Annotated in this window: 21 protein-coding genes; 10 read left to right on the top strand and 11 right to left on the bottom strand. The window is 31.6% G+C overall.

All coding sequences use genetic code 11. The annotated features are described in order from the left end of the window. Positions 1–141: 141 nt before the first annotated feature. Complete coding sequence (locus QGM60_RS10060; protein WP_281140117.1) at positions 142–483, bottom strand: DUF6249 domain-containing protein; 342 nt, start codon at positions 481–483, stop codon at positions 142–144. Positions 484–621: 138 nt separating this feature from the next. On the opposite strand from QGM60_RS10060, the gene QGM60_RS10055 reads away from it, so the two are divergent. Both QGM60_RS10055 and QGM60_RS10050 read left to right on the top strand, forming a co-directional pair. Next, positions 622–1,188 (top strand): sigma-70 family RNA polymerase sigma factor, encoded by a 567-nt coding sequence (locus QGM60_RS10055; protein ID WP_281140116.1) that lies wholly within the window; start codon positions 622–624, stop codon positions 1,186–1,188. A gap of 3 nt (positions 1,189–1,191) precedes the next feature. Next, the gene (locus QGM60_RS10050; protein ID WP_281140115.1) at positions 1,192–1,596 is read left to right on the top strand and encodes a hypothetical protein; all 405 of its coding nucleotides are present in this window, start codon (positions 1,192–1,194) and stop codon (positions 1,594–1,596) included. Here QGM60_RS10050 and QGM60_RS10045 read toward each other — a convergent pair. Beyond that, entirely contained in the window at positions 1,593–2,909 is a 1,317-nt protein-coding gene (locus QGM60_RS10045) for a hypothetical protein (RefSeq protein WP_281140114.1), read from the bottom strand. The two genes, QGM60_RS10050 and QGM60_RS10045, sit on opposite strands and share 4 nt — an antisense overlap. Before the next feature lie 121 nt (positions 2,910–3,030). Between QGM60_RS10045 and QGM60_RS10040 the strand changes: the two genes are divergently transcribed. The 4 genes from QGM60_RS10040 to QGM60_RS10025 all read left to right on the top strand — a co-directional run bounded on the left by QGM60_RS10040 (position 3,031) and on the right by QGM60_RS10025 (position 6,013). Next, entirely contained in the window at positions 3,031–3,579 is a 549-nt protein-coding gene (locus tag QGM60_RS10040) for an RNA polymerase sigma factor (protein ID WP_281140113.1), read from the top strand. After that, entirely contained in the window at positions 3,563–4,075 is a 513-nt protein-coding gene (locus QGM60_RS10035; RefSeq protein WP_281140112.1) for a hypothetical protein, read from the top strand. Before QGM60_RS10040 ends, QGM60_RS10035 begins: the two co-directional genes overlap by 17 nt. After that, positions 4,059–5,216, top strand: a complete 1,158-nt coding sequence (locus QGM60_RS10030; RefSeq protein ID WP_281140111.1) for a hypothetical protein — start codon at positions 4,059–4,061, stop codon at positions 5,214–5,216. Before QGM60_RS10035 ends, QGM60_RS10030 begins: the two co-directional genes overlap by 17 nt. Before the next feature lie 95 nt (positions 5,217–5,311). Next, complete coding sequence (locus tag QGM60_RS10025; protein WP_281140110.1) at positions 5,312–6,013, top strand: hypothetical protein; 702 nt, start codon at positions 5,312–5,314, stop codon at positions 6,011–6,013. A 133-nt stretch (positions 6,014–6,146) separates the two neighbouring features. On the opposite strand, the gene QGM60_RS10020 is transcribed toward QGM60_RS10025, so the two are convergent. The 9 genes from QGM60_RS10020 to htpG all read right to left on the bottom strand — a co-directional run bounded on the left by QGM60_RS10020 (position 6,147) and on the right by htpG (position 16,029). Further along, positions 6,147–7,382 (bottom strand): DEAD/DEAH box helicase, encoded by a 1,236-nt coding sequence (locus tag QGM60_RS10020; protein WP_281140109.1) that lies wholly within the window; start codon positions 7,380–7,382, stop codon positions 6,147–6,149. 83 nt (positions 7,383–7,465) lie between these two features. Continuing rightward, the gene (rlmF, locus tag QGM60_RS10015; RefSeq protein WP_281140108.1) at positions 7,466–8,422 is read right to left on the bottom strand and encodes a 23S rRNA (adenine(1618)-N(6))-methyltransferase RlmF; all 957 of its coding nucleotides are present in this window, start codon (positions 8,420–8,422) and stop codon (positions 7,466–7,468) included. Between the two features lie 212 nt (positions 8,423–8,634). Next, on the bottom strand, positions 8,635–9,210 hold the full coding sequence (locus tag QGM60_RS10010) for a Crp/Fnr family transcriptional regulator (protein ID WP_281140107.1): 576 nt from the start codon (positions 9,208–9,210) through the stop codon (positions 8,635–8,637). Between the two features lie 366 nt (positions 9,211–9,576). Then, positions 9,577–10,008 (bottom strand): hypothetical protein, encoded by a 432-nt coding sequence (locus tag QGM60_RS10005; protein WP_281140106.1) that lies wholly within the window; start codon positions 10,006–10,008, stop codon positions 9,577–9,579. Then, positions 10,009–10,341, bottom strand: a complete 333-nt coding sequence (locus QGM60_RS10000; protein WP_281140283.1) for a PadR family transcriptional regulator — start codon at positions 10,339–10,341, stop codon at positions 10,009–10,011. It abuts the gene before it with no gap. Positions 10,342–10,437: 96 nt separating this feature from the next. Next, a complete protein-coding gene (locus QGM60_RS09995) occupies positions 10,438–11,457 on the bottom strand; it encodes a transglutaminase domain-containing protein (protein WP_281140105.1) in 1,020 nt (339 codons plus the stop codon). Positions 11,458–11,469: 12 nt separating this feature from the next. Next, complete coding sequence (locus QGM60_RS09990) at positions 11,470–12,153, bottom strand: carboxypeptidase-like regulatory domain-containing protein (RefSeq protein WP_281140104.1); 684 nt, start codon at positions 12,151–12,153, stop codon at positions 11,470–11,472. Between the two features lie 177 nt (positions 12,154–12,330). Next, positions 12,331–13,983 carry a serine hydrolase gene (locus QGM60_RS09985; RefSeq protein ID WP_281140103.1) on the bottom strand — a complete coding sequence of 551 codons (1,653 nt, stop codon included), beginning with the start codon at positions 13,981–13,983 and terminating at the stop codon, positions 12,331–12,333. A gap of 138 nt (positions 13,984–14,121) precedes the next feature. Beyond that, complete coding sequence (gene htpG / locus QGM60_RS09980; protein WP_281140102.1) at positions 14,122–16,029, bottom strand: molecular chaperone HtpG; 1,908 nt, start codon at positions 16,027–16,029, stop codon at positions 14,122–14,124. A gap of 204 nt (positions 16,030–16,233) precedes the next feature. Between htpG and QGM60_RS09975 the strand changes: the two genes are divergently transcribed. From QGM60_RS09975 to QGM60_RS09960, 4 genes are all read left to right on the top strand, one after another. Beyond that, positions 16,234–17,244, top strand: a complete 1,011-nt coding sequence (locus QGM60_RS09975; RefSeq protein WP_281140101.1) for a beta-ketoacyl-ACP synthase III — start codon at positions 16,234–16,236, stop codon at positions 17,242–17,244. Between the two features lie 11 nt (positions 17,245–17,255). Further along, on the top strand, positions 17,256–18,542 hold the full coding sequence (locus QGM60_RS09970; RefSeq protein WP_281140100.1) for a serine hydrolase domain-containing protein: 1,287 nt from the start codon (positions 17,256–17,258) through the stop codon (positions 18,540–18,542). Between the two features lie 198 nt (positions 18,543–18,740). After that, the gene (locus QGM60_RS09965) at positions 18,741–20,255 is read left to right on the top strand and encodes a hypothetical protein (protein WP_281140099.1); all 1,515 of its coding nucleotides are present in this window, start codon (positions 18,741–18,743) and stop codon (positions 20,253–20,255) included. Between the two features lie 12 nt (positions 20,256–20,267). Continuing rightward, a complete protein-coding gene (locus tag QGM60_RS09960; RefSeq protein ID WP_281140098.1) occupies positions 20,268–20,894 on the top strand; it encodes a DUF6705 family protein in 627 nt (208 codons plus the stop codon). Positions 20,895–21,024: the final 130 nt, after the last annotated feature.

Raw genomic sequence — 21,024 nt, 5'->3', positions numbered from 1 at the left:
GAAATTTAATTGAACTAAAGATGCTGAAATTAATTCAGCATGGCAAATTATTCTATAATTACATGAGTTGTAAGCACAAAAAAACGCCTCTTTTTTACAGAGACGTTTTAATGATTTTGATTGATTGAAAGTTCTTTTTTCTTAGTCGTCTAAAGCTTTTTTTGTCTGTGTATAGCCAACATAAAGTCCTAGTCCTGCCATTAAGAAAATCATTGCAGGATAAACCGTACCATCGTTTAAGCTTGTGTAAGTTTCTAAGATATGTGCAATAAATACGCCTAAACCTATACCCATTAATAGAAATGCTAGGTTTAGTACTACAACTTTCCAGGCAGATCCAGATCTTTTGCCAATATTAAAAATACTAGCGTCAGCACCTTTTTCTATTAAGGCTAAACGTTCTTTATTTCTGGTGGAAAAATAAAGATAAACGATTCCGAAAATCGCTAGAAATAAACTGATTGGTATTAGAATCTCTTCCATAATGTTTGTTTTTTAATTGATTAATTTTATTTGTTTTTAATCTATGACGACAGCTTTTTGATTTAGGTTACACTTTTTTGAAAAAAAATTTTTGTGCAAGTGTAACCTTATTAAGATTATAGTCGTCTTAAATACAAAATGACCACCAACAACGAACAAATATTAATCGACGCTATTAAAAATGGCGATACTAAAGCGTATGCAACATTAGTTGATCGCTATAAGGATTTAGTATTTACTTTGGCGTTGCGAATGCTTAAGCATAGAGAAGAGGCAGAGGAAGTAGCTCAAGATACCTTTGTAAAGGTTTTTAGATCTTTAAATAGGTTTAAAGGGGATTCAAAATTTTCAACATGGATTTACAAAGTCACCTACAATACGTGTTTAGATCGTATAAAAAAGAATAAAAAACATCAGAGTGATGTTGCTATAGACGATTACACATTCAATAAATTAGATACTATAGACAACGCCTTAGAGAATTTAATTACAAAAGAAAAGAATACTTTAATAAGACAATGTATAGACAAGCTACCCGAAGATAGTAGTGCGTTATTAACTTTGTTTTATTTTGAAGAGTTATCTTTAGAAGAAATTTCTAAAATTATAAATGTTGAAGCCAACACTGTTAAAGTAAAGCTCTATAGAGCACGAAAAAAGTTGGCGGTTATTTTAGAACAGTATTTTCAACCTAAAACAGTTTGAACGATGGAAAAGGATGATAAAAAAATAGAAGAATTAGTAGATAAGTTAATGTCTGTAGATCGTTTAGAACAACCTTCTATAGATTTTACAACAAATGTAATGTCTAAGGTTGAAGCCATCTCTAACTCTAAAGTTACGGTTTACAAACCATTGATTCCTAAATATGTTTGGTATATGGTGTTTTGTAGCTTAGGTGCTTTGGTTGCTTATGTTTATTTAAAAGATCCTGTGGTAAATAGCGAGTGGTTGAAAAAAATTGAATTCTCAAAATTAGCGTTCAATCCTTTTGAAAATTTATCTGTTAACTCCTCTAAAACGATGATGTATTCTTTGGTTTTATTAGCGATTATGGTTGGAGTGCAAGTTCCTTTGCTAAAGAATTATTTCAATAAAAAAGTACTTTTTTAATCAGGATAATACCAAAAAGGAATATTGGCATCTAGCACAGAAGTTGTGTCCGATTTTTTGATTCGTTTTCTAATAACTTTCATTTGATGTTTACCTTCATTAAGGTTTTTTATTCCAATGTAGGTTTCAAACCCTTTTTGATTTTTAGTGGTTTTTCCAAGAACAAACTCAGAATCAAAATGAGTGGAATCAATTTTTACGGAATAAATTGAGTTAAAAGTCTTTAAATAGTCCTTTTGTAAAGTTTTGTTATCAGAGAGTTTATTGCCATTTATAATGATAAATTTCGACTTTATGCCTCTATCATCAGACTCTGGTTTTAGTTTTGGGTTAAACTTGTAAAGTTCATCTTCTATATAATCATCAAAAACAATAAAGACTTTTACGTAGGGCTCAGAAATAACTTTACTATTTATAGCGATATCTTCAATAAAGTCAGATTCGTCAATAAGTTCACTTTCATAATTGTAAGAATTAGCGACAAAGCTGTTGGAGTTCTCATCAAATTCAAAATAGTTCGAATGATTATAATTCAAAGTTGTAATCATTAACAACGCAAAATAGACAGGAACCAAAAGAAAACTCAATCTTTTGCCAAATTTGTTATCTAGGAAGTTGTAAACTAAAGGTCTGTATAAAAAGGCAAGTGTTATAAAGCTAAACACCCAATAAAATGGGAAATATAGTTTACTAATCCAATTTTTCTTTTTTAATAAACCGAGAGATAAAAAGTCAAAAAAGGTGAGGAACATCCCAATAATCATGAATATTAATAGCGGAATTCCAATCCATAGAAGTACAGAACTTGAGTCATTTCCGTCAATCATTAAACTTATTATTAAGCCAATGATTGTAAAGATTAAAGCAAATGCAAGAACGTAAAAGATTAATAGAAATGAGATCGCAAAAATAACACTACAATAGTTTTCTAATCTGGCAATGTAACGATCAAACGATCCGACTTTCTTTTTTAAGTATCCTGAAAACTTTTTACCGTAATTTAATTTTTCATAATCAATATCACCAGAAACGTAGCGCAAGCCCAATGCACCAATCCATAAACCACGTAAAAGGACATGGAGCAAGAGATTGAAAATTAATATAGAACAGGCAGCTAATGCTATAAATAAGAAAATAGTGAACTGAGTATTATTGTCATTTTGAGCAGCTTTTGAAGCCACTTGTAGCGTTGGATATGCCGAAAACAAACCAAAAATGGCAAAACCAGAAATCAATAATTCTAGTTGCCAGCTTTCTTCCTGTAGTTTTACTAATAATTTTTTAAACGCAGGATTATTGTAATCTTGGCTCATGTGGGTTGGTTATTTTTACCCTAATTTAGGCATAATCAATTAATTTTAATCTTTTTTCAAAAAAAATGAAACCCTTCTAAGTTTTTATCGTTTTTTAAAATAGAAACCACTAACTAATCAAATGCATCACCAACATCAAAGTTTAATAGAACGTTGCAAAACAGGAAATCAAGTTGCCCAAATGCAGATTTATGACCTTTATGCTAAAGCTATGTTTACAGTTGCATGTCGTTATTTGGGTAATGAAGAAGATGCGAAAGACGCGATGCAAGATGGATTTTTAAAGGCGTTTTTAAATATAGAAAGCTATAGGCCAGAAGCGGCTTTTGGCGCTTGGTTAAAGCGGATTATTATCAATCAATGTTTAGATGTTTTAAGAAAAAATCAACTGCAATTTAATGATATAGAAGTTTCAGAATTGAAAATTGTAGATGAAGATGATTGGAATTTTGATAGCAATTTAACCAAAAATGACATCTTAAAGGCTGTTGAACAGCTTAGTGAAAATCACAAAGTAGTAGTAAAATTATATCTCATAGAAGGTTACGATCACTCTGAAATTTCAGAAATATTAGACATACCAGTCAAAACGTCTAGAACACATTTAAGGAGAGGAAAATTGAAGTTACAAGAACTTTTAAAACCGAAGTACAATGCAGCAAGATATTAGAGAATTTTTTAAAGCGGAAGAAGAATTGAAAACACTTCCAAAAAATCATAGAAAAGATTTTTTGGATAAGTTAAATGCGCAAAAAGACACTAAAAAGGTAAGCTATTTATGGTTGAAAATTGCCGCTGTAGCCATCGTTGCATTAACTGTTGGATTCAGTTTGTTTTATAACCAACCAACCGAAGAGATTTCTCCGATGATAGCTCAAGTTGAAGCCGTAGAGGATAAGTATTTAAAGGAAATTAATACAGAATGGGAAAACTTTATAGCCATTGCAGATGATGAGGTTCTTATTACAAGATTTGAAAAACGGCTAAAGGCTTTGGATGACGATTATCAAATAATTTCAGAGCAGTTTAAAAACGATTCCAATAATATTTTAGTCGTAGAGGATTTGGTGGAAAACTTGCAAACACGACTTCAAATTTTAAAAGACATACAAGAACACATCAAAATTTTAAATCAAAAAAACGAGCAGAATGAAAAATCAATTTAAGCTTCTATTGCTGACGCTCATCACATCAGCAATGGGTTTCGGGCAAGTCAAGGAAATTTTTAAGAAAAGTTATGATGCTAAGAATTTAAAGTCTATAAATCTTCAACTCAATGGCACTTACGTAGAATTTTCTGAGTCTGAAGATGATAAAGTGCATTTCGATTACACTTTAGAATTTGAAAACTATTCAAAAAAAGAGTTGGAAAGTAAGTTGAATGAGATTGAAACAGAAGTCCAAATTGTAAATGGAATTTTAGAGTTTAAAACTAGTGGTAGTGAAGCTAAAAGTGATATCTCGTATAGTCTAGAAACACTTTATGGAATAACGTTTGAAGGCGATTTTATAAATTTTAAAGAAGAAACAAATCGAAAATTTAGAAAGTCTAAACAGTATTTTTTAGCTATAAACAGTAGCTCTAGAGGTAAAAGTATTAAGGAGTATTTAAAAAATCTAAGAGAATTAGATGATAAAGGAAATAAGAGAAAAATCAACACCAACAATGTGAAGATTTTAAAGACCAAATTTTCTATAAAATTACCTCCTGAAATTATGCTAAAAATAATGGCAGAAAACTCTAGTTTAACTTTTCAAAATGATTTAAAAAATCAATTGGTTATGAATACCAGACATTCAAGTCTAAAGTTTCAAAACATAGAGAACCCTCTAAATGTACTTGATGTGGTAAACGGAAGTTTTAGAGCAAACGTTTTAGAAGGTGGTAGTTATAAATTTACACATGCAGATGAAGTACAAGTAGCACAATTAAAAAGTGTAAATATTGATACTGAGTTTAGTGATGTAAAAATAGGTGAAATAGCAGGAAATGTAAGAATCGTGGACTTTAATAGTAAGTTCTGGTTTCATAATTTCTCTCAAGATTTTAAGGAATTTAAAATGGAATCAGACTATTCAGAGATTAATTTGTTTTTCCCAGAAAAGTCCAGTTTTTTTATAGAAACTTACGGATATAATACTGTACATTATTGGGGAGATATTATAACAGAAATTCCACCAAGCAGAAAAAAGGAACGTTCTAAAATGATGTTAATAGGAGAGGAGGTAAATCCTAATAAAATAAAGATTAACATCACTAACGGTATTATTAGGTTTGGTGAGGATTTTATTGATGTTAAAAAATGAGCAGGCCATTTATATTACAACATTGATTAATTTTAGGATTAAAAAAAAATCACTAAAAAAACACTCAAATACTATTATTGTAATCAAGTTAAAAAATGATAAAATCACTGACAATATTTACAGTTTTAATTTCTATAGCCAGTTTTGGACAAAGTGAATTAATAATGCCTAATAAAGGAAAAACTCTTGAAAAAATAATTCCTCATAATTGGAAACTACTAGACTCTACTACAGGAGATCTAAACAAAGATGGAATTTCTGACTTGGTTTTTGCTATTCAAAAAACTACTAAAGAAAATATTAAATTAAATGAAGGGCTTGGGACAGATACTATTGACCTTAACCCAAGAATACTAGCTATTTATTTCGGAACAGAATCTGGTGCTTTCAGGAAGAAATTAGTCTCCGAAGATTTTATAATCCTTAGAGACTCACCAACAATGGATGAACCACTTGAAGGCTTCAGTATTAATAAAAAGGGAATCTTGGACATTAATTTTAGATTTTGGTATAGTGCAGGAAGTTGGAGTATGTCAAATCACAAATATAGATTTCGCTTTCAAAATAATGATTTTGCATTAATCGGATATGAATCAAACGAAGCACACAGAGCAAGCGGTGAAACAACAGACTACAGTATTGATTTTCTAACAAAAAAAATGAAAATAACTAAAGGAAATTTTTCTAATAATAATACTGAATCTGTAGAATGGAAAGAATTTGACCTAGAAAAACTTCTGACCGTAAAGTCAATTAAAAAACCTTTTGAATTAGAATTTCATGGAATATATCTGTAAGGGAAAGCTTATAGATAGTGCTATAATTTTATTATTTTAAAATTATAAAGAAAACAATCCTTAAATTTTCAGTAATATATCCTAGCTAAATAGTTTAGTACTTTACTCTTATTACTTAGACTATACATGCTAATTAGTACCAACGTCTTTTCTTCTTTTTAGATGCTTCACTTTTACGACCCTTTTTGTACTTACTGCCTTTCTTTTTGTGAATAATAGGTTTGGCATTTGGGTCTAAAGGGTAAGGATGCTCTTTCTCTACAGGAATTTGAACATTGATATAGTTTTCAATCGTTTTTATATAACTTTTTTCGTCTGCAGAACATAATGAATATGCGGAACCTATATTACCAGCACGACCAGTTCTACCTATTCTATGAACGTAAGTTTCGGCAACGTTTGGCATATCAAAATTAAGTACGTTATCTAGCTCATTAATGTCTATACCTCGTGCAGCCACATCTGTAGCGATTAAAATTTTAGCATAACCATTTTTGAATTTGTTTAAGGCTGTTTGTCGGTCATTCTGATTTTTGTCACCATGAATACTATCGACTCGATAGCCTTTTTCTGCCAAGCGTTCCTCAAGCTTCTTTACACCAAATTTGGTGCGTCTAAAGATGATAACATTTCCTTTTACCGTATTTCGAAGCAAATGCAAACACAATTCTATTTTTCTGCGTTTTGGCACGTAGTACAATACCTGACTTACATCTTGGGCTACAGATTGCGTTGGAGTAACATCAATTCTTTCAGGATCTTTTAAAATTGAATTAGCAAGCTCTTCTATTTTGTATGGAATTGTTGCAGAAAATAATAAGGTTTGTTTTTCCACTGGGCAAAGGCGTTCTATTTTTTTTACATCATCAATAAAACCCATGGCTAACATTAAATCAGCCTCGTCTAATACAAAAGTTTCAACCTTATCTAAGTTGATATAATCTTGTTTGTGTAAGTCTAAAAGACGACCAGGAGTGGCAATAAGAATATCAACACCTTTTTTTAGAACATCAACCTGAGGTTCAATAGCAACACCACCAAAAATAACTAGTGATCTAAGGTTGGAAAACTGCGCATAGTTTTTAAAATTCTGCTGAATCTGTAGCGCCAGTTCTCGTGTAGGACTAATTATTAAAGCCTTTATTTTTTTACCACGTTTTGGTGCGTCTTGTTTATCAAACAACTGCTGTAAAATTGGTAACGCAAAAGCTGCTGTTTTCCCTGTTCCGGTTTGGGCAGAAACAATAACGTCTTTACCTTCTAATATTACAGGAATAGTACGTTCCTGCACCAATGTAGGTTCTGTGTAACCTGAAGCGTCAATGGCTTTTAGAAGAGGTTTAATGAGTTTTAGATCCTTAAATGACATTTGTTTGAATTATGTTTAAAGTGGTTTTGTTATTCTACACTTGATGCAGCATGACAATGGTAAAACAAAGGTAGAATAAAATTTTACCAACGGTTTTTTGCCCACTGTTTTTGTTCGTGTTCCGTCAAAAATGTCCAAGCTATAAAACGACTTCTTTTTTGACCTTGTCCCATTTCTATAGTTTTTACGGCCGTAGCCTCAACATTTTCAAGGATTTTATATGTAGGCTTTAAAGTAGCCTCTTTAGACACTAATGTTGTAAACCATAGACATTGTTTACTAAAGTTTCTACTTTCAAAAATCATATCTTTTATAAAACGAGCTTCACCACCTTTGGTCCACAATTCATTATGTTGCCCGCCAAAATTCAATTTGGTTTTTCCTTTAGTTTTACCTTTCAGGTTTTTAAGCTTTCTTAAGTTAGCTTTTTCAGCCTCTTCTTTTGAGGCATGAAAAGGAGGATTACAAATACTAAAGTCTATTTTTTCATCTTCAGAAAGTATACCATTAAAAAACGCTTTACGTTGTTTCTGAAGTCTAAGGTCTATGTAAGAAGAAAGATTTGAATTTTGATCAACAATTTGTTTAGCAGACTTTATAGCATTTTCACTAACGTCAGAAGCAATAAAGGACCAACCATATTCTTGATGTCCTATAATTGGGTAAATGCAATTAGCACCAACACCAATATCTAAAACTTTTATTTTAGAGCCTTCAGGGATTTTTGTGTACGTCTCTCCAAGTAAATCGGAAATGTAATGTAAATAATCTGCTCTTCCTGGAATTGGTGGACATAGATAATGTTTCGGAATTTCCCAGAAATCAATATCATAATGGTGTTTTAACAAAGCTTTGTTTAGTGTTAAAACCGCATCAGGATTAAAAAAATCAACTGAGTCATCACCATATTTATTTTTAGAAACGTATTGAGATAGCTCAGGTAAACTCTTAATGAGTTTAGAAAAATCATAACGTGTGTTATGCTTATTTCTGGGATGCAGTTGCGTTTCTATATTTGAAAGTTTGTTCTCTGGTTTCAATTTTATATCTATTGTAAGGCAAAGATAAATGAAACAAAATGTAATCTGTAATTTGATTTTTCAACAAAGAAAAAGCGCAAGTTTCATCAACCTGCGCTTTTCAAGCTATTAATCCATTAGTTAGGATAAGAGATCAGTTCTCTTTGTTAGGGGTTACAAATTTAAATTCAAAATATTTTAAAAAAATTGATGTATGATAAGAAATGCAAATTTTACATTTCTTTTCGTATTCTGCTGAGGCTCTCGGTAGTTATGCCCAGATAAGATGCGATATGATAGTTTTTTACAATCTTCTCAATATCAGGATATGTTTTTATAAACAACAAATAACGTTCTTTGGCAGGTTGCGATAAACCGGATAATATTCGTCTTTGAAAAGCGGAAAAAGCACTTTCTAATTTTCGTCTAAAGAAGGTTTCTACTTTAGGTATTTTAGAATAAAGGTCATCTTTCTGCTGCTGAGTGATTTTGTATAAAGTTGAATTTTGAAGCGCTTCAACCGTCATTACTGCTGGTGAAGCTGTAAAAAAAGCAGTGTAATCACTGATCCACCAGTCTTTTGTTCCGAATTGTAATGTGTGTTCTTTTCCTTGATAATCTACATAGAAAGATCTAAGACATCCTTCCAGGATGTAGTATTGAGAGTCGGCAGTATCTCCAGGAACAATTAAGGTGTCTCCCTTTTTTACTGTAACTTTTTGAAAAACAGCACTTATAGTCTCAATTTCTTTTTCGGAAAAAATAAGATTTTTGAAAATATGACTAATATATAGACTACTCTTTTGCAACTTAAATTGATATTAAACTACGATAATTTACAAAAATAATTTTGAAGCCGTAATTTAAAATCGATGTGACAAACGTTTATGTGGTTGATTGATAGGTTTCTATAGTTGAATGGTAATAAAACAAAAACCACCTCGATTTGAAGTGGTTTTAGCTTTTTGAGTTTTAATATTTACTGTTTGTATAACTTGAAAAATAAGGTTGGAAGGAACCCTAGGTTCAAGATTATAAATCCTGTAAACATTAAGATGTTAGCAAATGGCCAATGCATCATTTTGAATAAAAATGAGGTGCTGAGAATAAACGCGGCTATAAAGCCTAAGACATAAACTGATTTTTTCATAATTAATTGGGTTTATGGTTAAAATTTAAGATTGATATTTTACGATACGGTCTTTGTATCTTGAATAGAAATAAATAGGAAGCGTAAGAAATATTAAAAAAGCAAAACCAACGACTAAGAGTATACTGGCAAAAGGCCAGTGCATAAACTTAAAAACAATACCTACAAGAATACAACCTGCGGAAATATAACTCAGTATAAACAAGAGTTTATTTCTGTTTTTAGAAGCATTAAAATACAATTGAAGATTGGTTTGGTGTTCAATATGATTTAGATTGAGATGTCCACCAAATTCATGGATTGCTTTTTTATAAGCCATTTCAAAATCTTGCTCATTAGAATTTTCGATGTGAGTACAAATATGATCTAAGAGATCTTCCTTTAACTCATTGTTTTTTAGGCCATATAAATCCAGATTTTTGGAAATAAAAGCTATGTGTTGGTCTGTAAGAGTCATTTAGCTTGTTTTAGGATTAAAAATTAGTGATAAGGTATCTATAAAATCATTGATTTGTTTGGTCTGCTCTTCTATAACATGTTTGCCGGATTTGGTAACGGAATAGTATTTTCTAACACGTTTACCGATGTACACTTTTTCAGTTTCTAATACCTTTTTGTGTTCTAGTTTGTGTAGAATAGGGTAGAGTGCGCCTTCTGAAATATCAATTTTACCTTTGGTGAGTTCTTTTACCTTTTGGGTAATCTCATAACCATACATTTTATCATGCTCGCTTAAGAGCTTTAAGATGATAGGTTGTAATGTGCCTTTAGTGAGTTCTTTACTATACATGAGGCTAATATACATATTTTTTAAATACATTTTAATAAAATGTATTTATTTTTTTGTTTTGAGCATAAAAAAACCACTTAGAATTTTCTAAGTGGTTTAATGTAATGTTTTATTTTTTAGAACTTTTATGGAATATGAAGCGACTATGTCTGACTTTATTTTAAGGTGTACATCATAAGTTCCTCTATGCTTAAATATGTATTTAAAGGAAACCTTTCCGTTTTCATTCTTTAAATTATAAATTTTAAAGGCTTTTTGTTCTTTTTCTAAAACCTGAACTAAAGAAATATCTTTGTCTTCAATTTTCTCTAAACTTTGAAATGTAAAAACGACTTCCTCATTTTTAGGTATACTAGTGTATAATTTTTTTGGTGTTTTTGGAATAATTTGGTGCTTAAATGTTTCTCCGTAAACTATCGGTTCAGCTTCGAATTTGTTTTTAATAAGGCTATCATTTAAAAACCATTTTTCATGTACTGGAAAATGATTTTTGGCAAATAATATCGGTTCGGTTAAAAAATACCCATCATTATAATCCTTAATGAAAAAATACCCATTTAGCATATAACCACTGGACCAAGTGGCATCGGATAAATACCATTTATTGTTTAACTTAACAACATTCCAAGAATGGTTTACATATTCTAACTTTTCAACGTTTGTCTCAAATGATCTTGCATAACCCTCAATAATTTTACATTCAATATTAGCTATAAAACATAGTTCTTTGATTAAATATGCATAACCAGTACACATTGTTTTTTTATCTTTTAATAATGTTTTAAAAGCCTCTTTTTTAAATTCATCGTTCCATTTGATATAACCTAGGCTATCATTCTTAAGATCAACTAATTTTTTACTAACCTTATTATGTTGCTTATAATCACCACTAATATTTTCGCAGACCCATCTGTATATGGCTCTGAACTTTTCTACATCTGTTTCTAATTTTGAAGTAAGTTCATGAGCTAAGAGCGGTAAGTTATCTAGACTTTTCCCTTTATTTAATTTTACTATATTTTCAGCTTTTGTGAAATCTATATGTTCAAAATCTGAAGCTTGACCACTAGATGTCCAAGAATAAATAAATACAAAAATTATGATGAACACTTTCATAATTGCGTTGTATTAATTCTTTTTTGACTTAAAGATTTCTTTTACTGCTACTTCACCTACAATAACGCAGGAATCATAATCCATGTTGATTTTCAATTCTATTAGTGATGCGGACTTTTTATTCTCAATTACAATTTTTTGTGATTCCATACCTATATAACTAACAATTAAAACATCGCCTTTTTTTAGTTTATTTGGAAATTCAAAATTCCCATCAAAATCGGTTTGTATTCCTTGGGATGTACCTTGTAAAACAACACTAGCTCCAGGTAAAGGTAAACCATCACTTTCTGTTGTTATTGTACCTTTAACAACTATGTTGTTTTTGTTTTTTAATGTATCAACTATGGTTCCTTGCTTTATTTTGTCTTTAGATTTTTTTAATTCTTGAGCTTTTGCGGTTGAAACGGAAAAAAAAGCTAAAATGGAAAGACAAATGCCAGTAAATAGACCTAGTCTTTTTCTTTTGGGTTTAACTTTTAAAGGTGTTTCTAAATGTTCGATTTTTAATCTGCCGCAAGTATTTTGTGTTTGGTTATTTTTAAAAAAAGTAATGATATCATCCGTATTCATTTTTGTAAAGTCAATCACTTCTTTTTGACAAGCGTCGCAAAATCCTCCTTTTTGAGTTGGGCTAAAGGAACTAAAATCTTCATTGCAAGGTCTATTGATACTTAAACTAATTTGATTTTCCATGGTTTAAAGGTTTTATGTTAGTACAGATCAAATCTATCAAAATCACTATTTTTAAAGAATAAGCACTTAGTCTACACGCTATATGGATGAGCGAAATCTGTTTTTCAATGAGTTTGGTGAATAATAAAAAAACCACTTAGGATTTTCTAAGTGGTTTTTATTTACAATTGGTTAATGCTATTCTATTTTTTTAGCAATCGTTTCTTGTCCGCCTTGGTACAAAGTAAAACTTTCTACTTTTCCTGAAGCATTTTTATTAAATACCATTTTAAGAGCTGTAATTTTTGCAAAGAAAGTAGTTTCATTTTCAGCAAAAAGCGGAAACTGTCCTTGTCCTGTAGCTTGAGCATAGATTTCATTACCTTTTACAGTAATAACCACATTAAAGTTTGGTGCTAATTGGTACTTACCAGCATATTGACTCAAAATGGCGTTAGATAGTTTAATTTCTTTTCTTGCTTCTGGCATAGCTTTGTCGATTTGTTTACCGATATTTTCAGAATCAGTAATAAATATGGCTTGTTTTTTACCATCAGCAGACTTAGAAAATTTGTATTCTATATTATTGTCTTTAAAAATAAATCGATTTTCAGAAAGTGGAAAAATATCAAAAACAGTATTTGTGTCAGATTCTCTCATACTCTTTAGAGCACCATCTTTAAAGAAAATATGTCTTACAGATCCATCTTCAAATTGATAAGCTCCTTCCCATCTTTTTAGCTGATCTTCATTTAATTTTATCACATCTTTCATTGAAGGGAAAGGCTTACCAATGGCAGTAGCAGCTAATTGTTTTGTTACAGTACCAATATTATTACAGCTACAATTGCTTAATCCTATAACATAAACATCTTCATCTATTAAGTAAATACCGTCTGTTGAGGTGCCAAAAATACCACCACTATGTGTATAACCTTTAGAACCCTTAAGCATTAGTTCACCTAATCCATAGCCATAATCAATGTGTTCACCATTGTTTAACTTAGAACCATTAATCGCTTTTTGAAATGTAGATGCTTTTATCAATGTATTATTGGTCAAGGCATTTTGCCATTTTAGCATATCATCGATAGTTGAAGTAAGCGCACCAGCAGCATGTGGTAAAGACATACTTAGGTAACTTGCATTAACATAACCATTGTCTGTTTCTTCATAAGGCATAGCTCTATTTTTAATGATTTTACGATGACTACCGTATTGGGAAGCATTCATATCTAAAGGTTGAAAAATATGATTACTAATAAAGTCTGCATAAGTTTCACCAGATACTACTTCTATAATTTTACCAAGTAAAACATAGCCAGAGTTATTATAACGATAATCTTCACCTGGATCAAAATCCATTGGTTCATTTTTAAAGAAATCTATTAGCTCATCTAAGGTTTTGTCTTGTCTGGCGACTTGTCTTAAATCACCTATACTTGTATAGCTTTTGATACCAGAGGTGTGATTAAGAAGGTGGTGAACGGTTATATTTTTTCCATGAGTAGGATAATCTGGAATAAACTTAGTAATAGGATCATCTAAGCGTAGCTTGCCTTGTTCTTCTAGCATTAAAATAGAAACTGCTGTAAACTGTTTTGTGATTGAAGCCAGCATAAATACGTTTTCTGGAATCATATCTACACCTAATTCTAAATTAGATTTACCAACAGCTTTTCTATATATGGTTTTTCCGTTTTTTGCGACTAAAATTGTAGCACCAGGTGCATTAGAATCATTATAGAATTGTGCTACAATATCATCGAATTGTTGAGTTAAATTTTGGTCTTGAGCAGTTGTAAAAAGGAAGCTAAATACAACAACAATTAGTGAAATCTTTGTTTTCATTGTATAATTTGATTGATTGTTACTTTAGTAAGACGACGTCTCAGATTTAAAGTTACAAAAAAACCACTTAGGATTATCTAAGTGGTTTTGTATCAGTGGTTATACTAAAAAAAGTTCAGTATGACATATCATTCAAGGTTACTTTATCATCTCGTAACTACGCTTAATAAAGTTTGTTAACTCTTCACCTTTAAGTAAGCCTTGCGATAAACGTGCTAAATCTAAACTTTGATTAATTAAACGTTCTTTGTCTTCTTTAGCTTCGGTATTTAAAATATCATTGATTAAATCATGGTTTGTGTTCACTATCAAATTATACATTTCTGGCATATGACCCATACCAAACATACCACCGCCAGTTTGTTGCATTTCTTTCATTCTGCGCATAAACTCAGGTTGTGTAATCATAAAAGGTGATGCGCTACTATCCATAGCTTCTAACTGTACCATGAATTTTTCAGAAGGCACAACTTCTTTCAGTAATTCGTCTAATTTTGTTTTTTCGTCTTCAGACAATTTAGAAATTACCGTATCGTCTTTCTTAATTAAGTTATCAATATGATCTGCGTCAACTCTAGCAAACGAAATGTTTTCTTTTGTTGTTTCTAACTTCTGCATTAAATGACTTACAATTGGAGAGTCTAATAATAAAACTTCATATCCCTTAGCTTTTGCAGATTCTATGTAAGCATGTTGCTCATCTTTGTTAGACGCATAAAGAATAACCATTTTACCATCCTTGTCGGTTTGTTTCGCTTTAACTGCGTTAGTTAACTCTTCAAACGTGTAGTATTTACCATCAACCGTTGGGTAAAGTGCAAAACTATCTGCTTTTTCAAAGAATTTTTCTTCTGAAAGCATTCCGTATTCAATAACAATTTTGATGTCATCCCATTTCTTTTCAAAATCTTCACGATTACTATTGAAAAGTGATTTTAATTTATCGGCAACCTTACGTGTAATGTAAGATGAAATCTTTTTAACTGCACCATCAGCTTGTAAGTAACTACGCGAAACGTTTAGCGGAATGTCTGGAGAATCAATAACACCTCTTAACATGGTTAAGAATTCAGGAACGATACCTTCTACATTATCCGTTACAAAAACTTGGTTTTGGTACAGTTGAATCTTATCCTTTTGCATGTTAAGATCATTCGTCATCTTAGGGAAATACAAGATTCCTGTTAAGTTAAAAGGATAATCTACATTAAGATGAATGTGGAAAAGCGGTTCTTCAAACTGCATAGGATACAGTTCTCTGTAGAAACTTTTGTAATCTTCATCCTCTAAATCTGTTGGTTGTTTTGTCCAAGCCGGATTCGGATTATTGATGATGTCATCAACAGTTATTTGTTTGTGAGGCTCAGTAGTTTCTTTACCGTCTTTATCTGTTGTTGTTTTTGGTGTAAAATCTGGATCGTTTACTTCTTTAGTTCCAAACTTAATTGGAATAGGCATAAACTTGTTGTACTTGGTCAAAAGCTCACGGATTCTTCCTTCTTCCAAGAATTCTTCTTCACCTTCAGAAATGTGTAAAATAATTTCTGTTCCTCTTTCTGTTTTGTCAGACGCTTCTAAAGTGAATTCAGGTGAGCCATCGCATGTCCAATGTGCTGCTGGAGCGTCAGTATGAGATTTGGTAATGATTTCTACTTTTTCAGCAACCATAAATGCTGAGTAGAACCCTAAACCAAAATGACCGATAATACCAGAATCTTTAGCAGTATCCTTATACTTATCTAAAAATTCTTCAGCACCAGAAAAAGCAACTTGGTTAATGTACTTTTCAACCTCTTCAGCTGTCATACCTAAACCTTGATCTATAATATGAAGCTTTTTTCCTTCCTTATCAATTTTTATTTCAATCTTAGGATTGCCATATTCAACTTTAGATTCACCAATGCTAGTAAGGTGTTTTAGCTTTAAAGTTGCATCTGTAGCATTACTGATAAGTTCACGTAAAAAGATTTCGTGATCTGAGTACAAGAATTTTTTAATTAATGGAAAGATATTCTCTACCGATACATTAATACTTCCTTTTGCCATTTTTATGTTGTTTTTATTAGTCCTGAATTAACAGGAGTCTGAATTAATATATTATTTATAATCTGCGTAGCTTTAAACAAATAGAATACCAAGGCAGAAAATGTGACAAACTGACACAGGTATTATGCGCGCATAACGAATATGAATTTTAAAGAAGTGTAATTCCTTTCGTATAGATTAAATTGCATTACTTAAATAAATACTATGTATAATTCAAAGATAATAGGCTTAGGCAAGTACGTGCCAGATAATGTAGTGACTAATGATGATTTGTCAAAAATCATGGATACAAATGACGAATGGATACAAGAACGTACAGGAATTAAAGAACGACGTTGGGTAAAGGAAGGTGATGGAGATACTACAGCAACAATGGGTGTAAAAGCTGCTAAAGTGGCTATAGAACGTGCAGGAATTGACAAGGACGATATTGATTTTATCATTTTTGCCACCTTAAGTCCAGATATGTATTTCCCTGGTCCTGGTGTACAAGTACAACATGCTTTAGATATAAAAACGGTTGGTGCTTTAGATGTACGTAACCAATGCTCTGGTTTTGTGTATGCTATTTCTGTGGCTGATAATTTTATAAAAACAGGTATGTACAAAAATGTACTTGTTATTGGTAGTGAGCTACATTCTCATGGATTAGACAAAACCACTCGTGGTAGAGGTGTGTCAGTTATTTTTGGTGATGGAGCAGGAGCGGCGGTTTTAACACGTGAAGAAAATACAAGCAAAGGCATTCTATCAACGCATTTACATAGCCAAGGAGAACATGCTGAAGAATTAGTGGTAAAAGCTCCTGGAATGGGAACACGTTGGGTTACCGATATTATTGAAGATGATAACAAAGATGACGAAAGTTATTTCCCATACATGAATGGTCAGTTTGTGTTTAAAAATGCAGTAGTGCGTTTTAGCGAAGTGATTATGGAAGGCTTAATGAAAAACAAATTAAAGCCTGAAGATATAGATATGCTTATTCCTCACCAAGCGAATTTGAGAATAGCTCAATTTATTCAGAAGAAATTTCAGCTAGGAGACGATCAAGTGTTTAATAACATACAAAAGTATGGTAATACAACAGCGGCTTCAATTCCAATAGCTTTAACCGAAGCTTGGGAAGAAGGCAAAATAAAAGAAGGAGATACCGTTGTTTTAGCTGCATTTGGTAGTGGTTTCACTTGGGGAAGTGTCATTATGAATTGGTAAAAACTTAAATTATGAAAACTGTTATTGCAATACTTTTCAGTCTTTGTTTTCTGATTACTTCAGCTCAAACAAAGTCGATAAAAAATTCTCCACCACTAACAACTGCCAGTCCTGAAAGTGTTGGGATGTCTGCAGAACGTTTGGCACTTATAGATTCGGTTTGTCTTGAGGCTATTGAAAAATCTCAAATTCCAGGAGCAGTAGCTTTGGTGGCAAGAAATGGCAAAATAGTTTATCATAAAGCTTTTGGTTATGCTGATAATGATTCAGGTAGAAAGCTTAAAAAAGATGATATTTTCAGAATAGCGTCACAAACTAAAGCGATTACTTCTACTGCAGTAATGATGTTGTGGGAAGAAGGAAAATTTGGGTTAGATGAGCCAGTTTCAAAATATATTCCTGAGTTTGAAAACGCCCAAGTATTAGATACACTTTATGAAGATGGTACATATAAAACTATACCAGCTAAAAGTCCTATAACCATAAAGCATTTATTAACGCATACTTCAGGACTTGGTTATGGTGTTATTGATGGTGATAAAAGATTTCAACGCCTATATAAAGATGCTGGTGTCACAGATTTATTTACTACCAAAAAGATAACTATTGAAGAAAGTGTAAAGAAACTTGCAAAGTTGCCTTTACATCATCATCCAGGTGAAAAATTCACTTATAGCGAAGGTTTAGATGTGTTAGGTTATTTTATAGAAGTAGTATCTGGTATGTCATTAGATCAGTTTTTTAGGGAACGTATTTTCAATCCACTAGGCATGGACGACACTTGGTTTTATTTACCAAGGGAAAAGCATAATCGATTGGTAAGCCTTCAAACCAGAAAGGATGGTAAATGGACTAACTATGCTGAAGATTTTTACGATCCTAATTATCCAATTAAAGGTGCTAAAACATTTTTCTCGGGTGGTGCAGGTTTGTCGAGTACGGCAAAAGATTATGCTACGTTTTTACAGATGTATCTTAATAACGGTGAGTTGAATGGAGTACGTATTTTAAGCAGAACAACAATTCAGAGTATGATGGCTAATCAAATTGGCGATTTATGGGAAGGCTCTGGTGCTTATTACGGATTGGCTTTTGGTGTACTTAATGAAAAAGGACAAGCTAGTGGTGGAAGAGGTAGCGCAGGTACATTTGATTGGGGAGGTTACTTCAATACCCAATATTTTGCAGATCCCAAAGAAAACATCATCGGAATTATAATGAAACAAACCGGAAATACCAATGATGATGAAACCGGTTGGAAATTTAGGCAAGTTGTTGGCCAAGCGGTTGATGATTAAGTGGATGAAAAGAATCTAATTGAAGCTTAAAGAGAAAGTGAAATAGTTTCATTTTCTACAAAATTGGGATTAAATAGGCATTAAAAAGCATGTGTTATGTTTCACTGAAAAACTACGTTTAGAAAATACGTAAAGTTACGTATTGACTTAATAAGTACTATATATTAAGTTTGTTGAAAAAAATAATTAATTTAAAAAATGAATTTAATCGTTAGGGAATTTAAGAAACTAATTTTTTTGATAGGAATGCTTCTTTTCACTTATTCCTGCCAGAAAGAATCCATAAATAGTTTTCAAGAAGAATTTTACGAAAAAAGAACATTAACTAGAATTTGTTTGCCTGATTTTAAAGCTAATATGGGAAGTAATAAAGACTATTTAAAACTAAGTGAGTTTTTTGATACTAAACAAAATAATAAAGGTGAAAAAAATATAAATTTATTTAATAATTTTTATCTGTCAACAGACGAAATTATAATGATTGAAAGTGAAAATTTAATATTTTATACTTTTAAAATTGAAACTGGAACAGAAACTGATGAGTTTTATAATCTTGTGATAGCAACAGATGATAGTAATATTATAACCTCAAAAATACTGGAATATATTCCATCTAATAATTGGTTGCAAGATAAGTCTCAACCTTTTAATGGTCAAGTGCAAATTCATGATAATAGTTTTTTTTCTACTAATGGTTTTAACGAATTATTCACCAGTAAATCTAACAATCAATGTGTAACTGATGTAGAAGGTGATTGGGTGTGTACAGGAGGTTATGAGAATGTACCCAACCCACCTGGAACAGAATGTCAAGGTTGGGACTATTTCGTTACAATATTTTGGGGACCTTGTGACCAAACTATAGATGCAGGTGATTCGAATAGTGGTGGATACCCTATAGGAGATGAGGGTGGTACATCTGGCGGAGGAGGTCAAACACCTAATGATGGTAATGATGATAGCAATACTACAGTTATTACCTCACCAATAATCCAGACTCATTTAGATAATTTAACAGAACAGACTAAGGATAGTCAAGTAAAGAATAGATTACAGCAAATGGAGGGGGATTTGGATACATCAGTAAAGGAGCAGGGAAGTGAATTTAGGCGAGTCGCAAATGGTGAAACAATTGGGGAAGATGTTTATTCTGAATATCAAATACCTGAGTCGCAAACTAATTTTAGTGGTACTTATTTTCCACAAGCACAGGCAAATTCTGAAGTTAGAGTGCATATGCACCATAATAATACACAAATTAATGAAGACGGAGAGGAAGAAGGATTGTCACCTGTATTTAGCATGGAAGATGTTTTTGGTATGGCAAGTTTTTATAAGGATGTAAAAGATGCTAACTCTGGTACTTTGAGTAGAAATGATAATATATCTTCAGTACTAGTATCCAGACGAGGTCTCTATGCATTAAGAGTTACAGATGTTGATAAAGCTACAGAGTTTAATGATTTTTTGACAAGTGATTCGACAAATGATGAAGGTCAAACGTATATTGAATTTTTATCAGAATTATTTGAAAAAAATGTAATAAAAAAAACGAACCAAATGTGTGAGAGTTGCACAGATGCATATTATGATGCATTGTTTGAACGTAACTTTAAGAACTTTTTTAAATTACTAGATACAGGTTTAAGTCTTTTTGTTTCTTATGAAACGGATGAGAACGGAAATTATATTTGGACATTCTTAACAAACTAAAAAAAGAATATTATGAGAACATACTTAAGTGTATTTTTAATATTTAGCTTTTTTACAATAAAAGCTCAAGAAACTATTGTACCACTCGAAGAAGAATTAACTTATGAGGGTGAATCAGGTACACCAATCTACTTCAAAGACGTTAACAACATCCTTGATAAATATACAGGTAATTGGGTTTTTGATGATGGTACTTATTATTTGAAAATTTCGATTACAAAAAAAATGCATAAAGCAAAAGGTTGGTCACCTCATTATAATGACCCTAATTTCGAAGACTATTTATCTGTTGTAATAATATACAAAGTAAATGGAGTTGAAATTTATAACACTTCGACTACACCACCTGTTGATAGCTTAATATATGGTAACATAATAAATAGTTCAAATGAAATAGAGTTGTTTTACAATGAGCCAACGGACAGCTGCCAAAGACAAAAAAACGCTGATTTATTATTGGAGTTTATTCCCGATGGAATGATAGGTTCAAACGGAAGTTTACCGAGCGGAACACTAAAATGGACTAGAAAAAATAGGCTGAGTTACATATCACCGCACAAAGAATGCCCAGATGGTAGTCTTGTAGATTCCTCAGAATTTAAAATCCCAGCTGATTTAATCCTTGAAAGGGAACAGTAATAAGCTATAAAAAAAAGCCCTGACAAAATTTGTCAGGGCTTTTTCAGCTATTAACCAACTTTAACTAACACTATGTTATAGAATATGAAAAATTCTAATAACTATTATTATTTAAAACTTATCATCTATA

The sequence above is a fragment of the Winogradskyella sp. SYSU M77433 genome (genome assembly GCF_029911945.1).
Taxonomy (GTDB): domain Bacteria; phylum Bacteroidota; class Bacteroidia; order Flavobacteriales; family Flavobacteriaceae; genus Winogradskyella.
The sequence above is the reverse complement of the archived record's forward strand: the minus strand, read 5'-3'. Positions and strand labels throughout refer to the sequence as shown.

Excerpts from the sequence above, each read along its gene's own strand:
- QGM60_RS10005 (WP_281140106.1), bottom strand. The coding sequence starts at position 10,008 with ATGACTCTTACAGACCAACACATAGCTTTTATTTCCAAAAATCTGGAT.
- QGM60_RS10050 (WP_281140115.1), top strand. The coding sequence starts at position 1,192 with ATGGAAAAGGATGATAAAAAAATAGAAGAATTAGTAGATAAGTTAATG.
- QGM60_RS09965 (WP_281140099.1), top strand. The coding sequence starts at position 18,741 with ATGAATTTAATCGTTAGGGAATTTAAGAAACTAATTTTTTTGATAGGA.
- QGM60_RS09995 (WP_281140105.1), bottom strand. The coding sequence starts at position 11,457 with ATGAAAGTGTTCATCATAATTTTTGTATTTATTTATTCTTGGACATCT.
- htpG (WP_281140102.1), bottom strand. The coding sequence starts at position 16,029 with ATGGCAAAAGGAAGTATTAATGTATCGGTAGAGAATATCTTTCCATTA.
- QGM60_RS09960 (WP_281140098.1), top strand. The coding sequence starts at position 20,268 with ATGAGAACATACTTAAGTGTATTTTTAATATTTAGCTTTTTTACAATA.
- QGM60_RS10020 (WP_281140109.1), bottom strand. The coding sequence starts at position 7,382 with ATGTCATTTAAGGATCTAAAACTCATTAAACCTCTTCTAAAAGCCATT.
- QGM60_RS10000 (WP_281140283.1), bottom strand. The coding sequence starts at position 10,341 with ATGTATAGTAAAGAACTCACTAAAGGCACATTACAACCTATCATCTTA.
- QGM60_RS10040 (WP_281140113.1), top strand. The coding sequence starts at position 3,031 with ATGCATCACCAACATCAAAGTTTAATAGAACGTTGCAAAACAGGAAAT.
- QGM60_RS09975 (WP_281140101.1), top strand. The coding sequence starts at position 16,234 with ATGTATAATTCAAAGATAATAGGCTTAGGCAAGTACGTGCCAGATAAT.
- QGM60_RS09970 (WP_281140100.1), top strand. The coding sequence starts at position 17,256 with ATGAAAACTGTTATTGCAATACTTTTCAGTCTTTGTTTTCTGATTACT.
- QGM60_RS10030 (WP_281140111.1), top strand. The coding sequence starts at position 4,059 with ATGAAAAATCAATTTAAGCTTCTATTGCTGACGCTCATCACATCAGCA.
- QGM60_RS10045 (WP_281140114.1), bottom strand. The coding sequence starts at position 2,909 with ATGAGCCAAGATTACAATAATCCTGCGTTTAAAAAATTATTAGTAAAA.
- QGM60_RS10035 (WP_281140112.1), top strand. The coding sequence starts at position 3,563 with ATGCAGCAAGATATTAGAGAATTTTTTAAAGCGGAAGAAGAATTGAAA.
- QGM60_RS10055 (WP_281140116.1), top strand. The coding sequence starts at position 622 with ATGACCACCAACAACGAACAAATATTAATCGACGCTATTAAAAATGGC.
- QGM60_RS09985 (WP_281140103.1), bottom strand. The coding sequence starts at position 13,983 with ATGAAAACAAAGATTTCACTAATTGTTGTTGTATTTAGCTTCCTTTTT.
- QGM60_RS10025 (WP_281140110.1), top strand. The coding sequence starts at position 5,312 with ATGATAAAATCACTGACAATATTTACAGTTTTAATTTCTATAGCCAGT.
- QGM60_RS09990 (WP_281140104.1), bottom strand. The coding sequence starts at position 12,153 with ATGGAAAATCAAATTAGTTTAAGTATCAATAGACCTTGCAATGAAGAT.
- QGM60_RS10060 (WP_281140117.1), bottom strand. The coding sequence starts at position 483 with ATGGAAGAGATTCTAATACCAATCAGTTTATTTCTAGCGATTTTCGGA.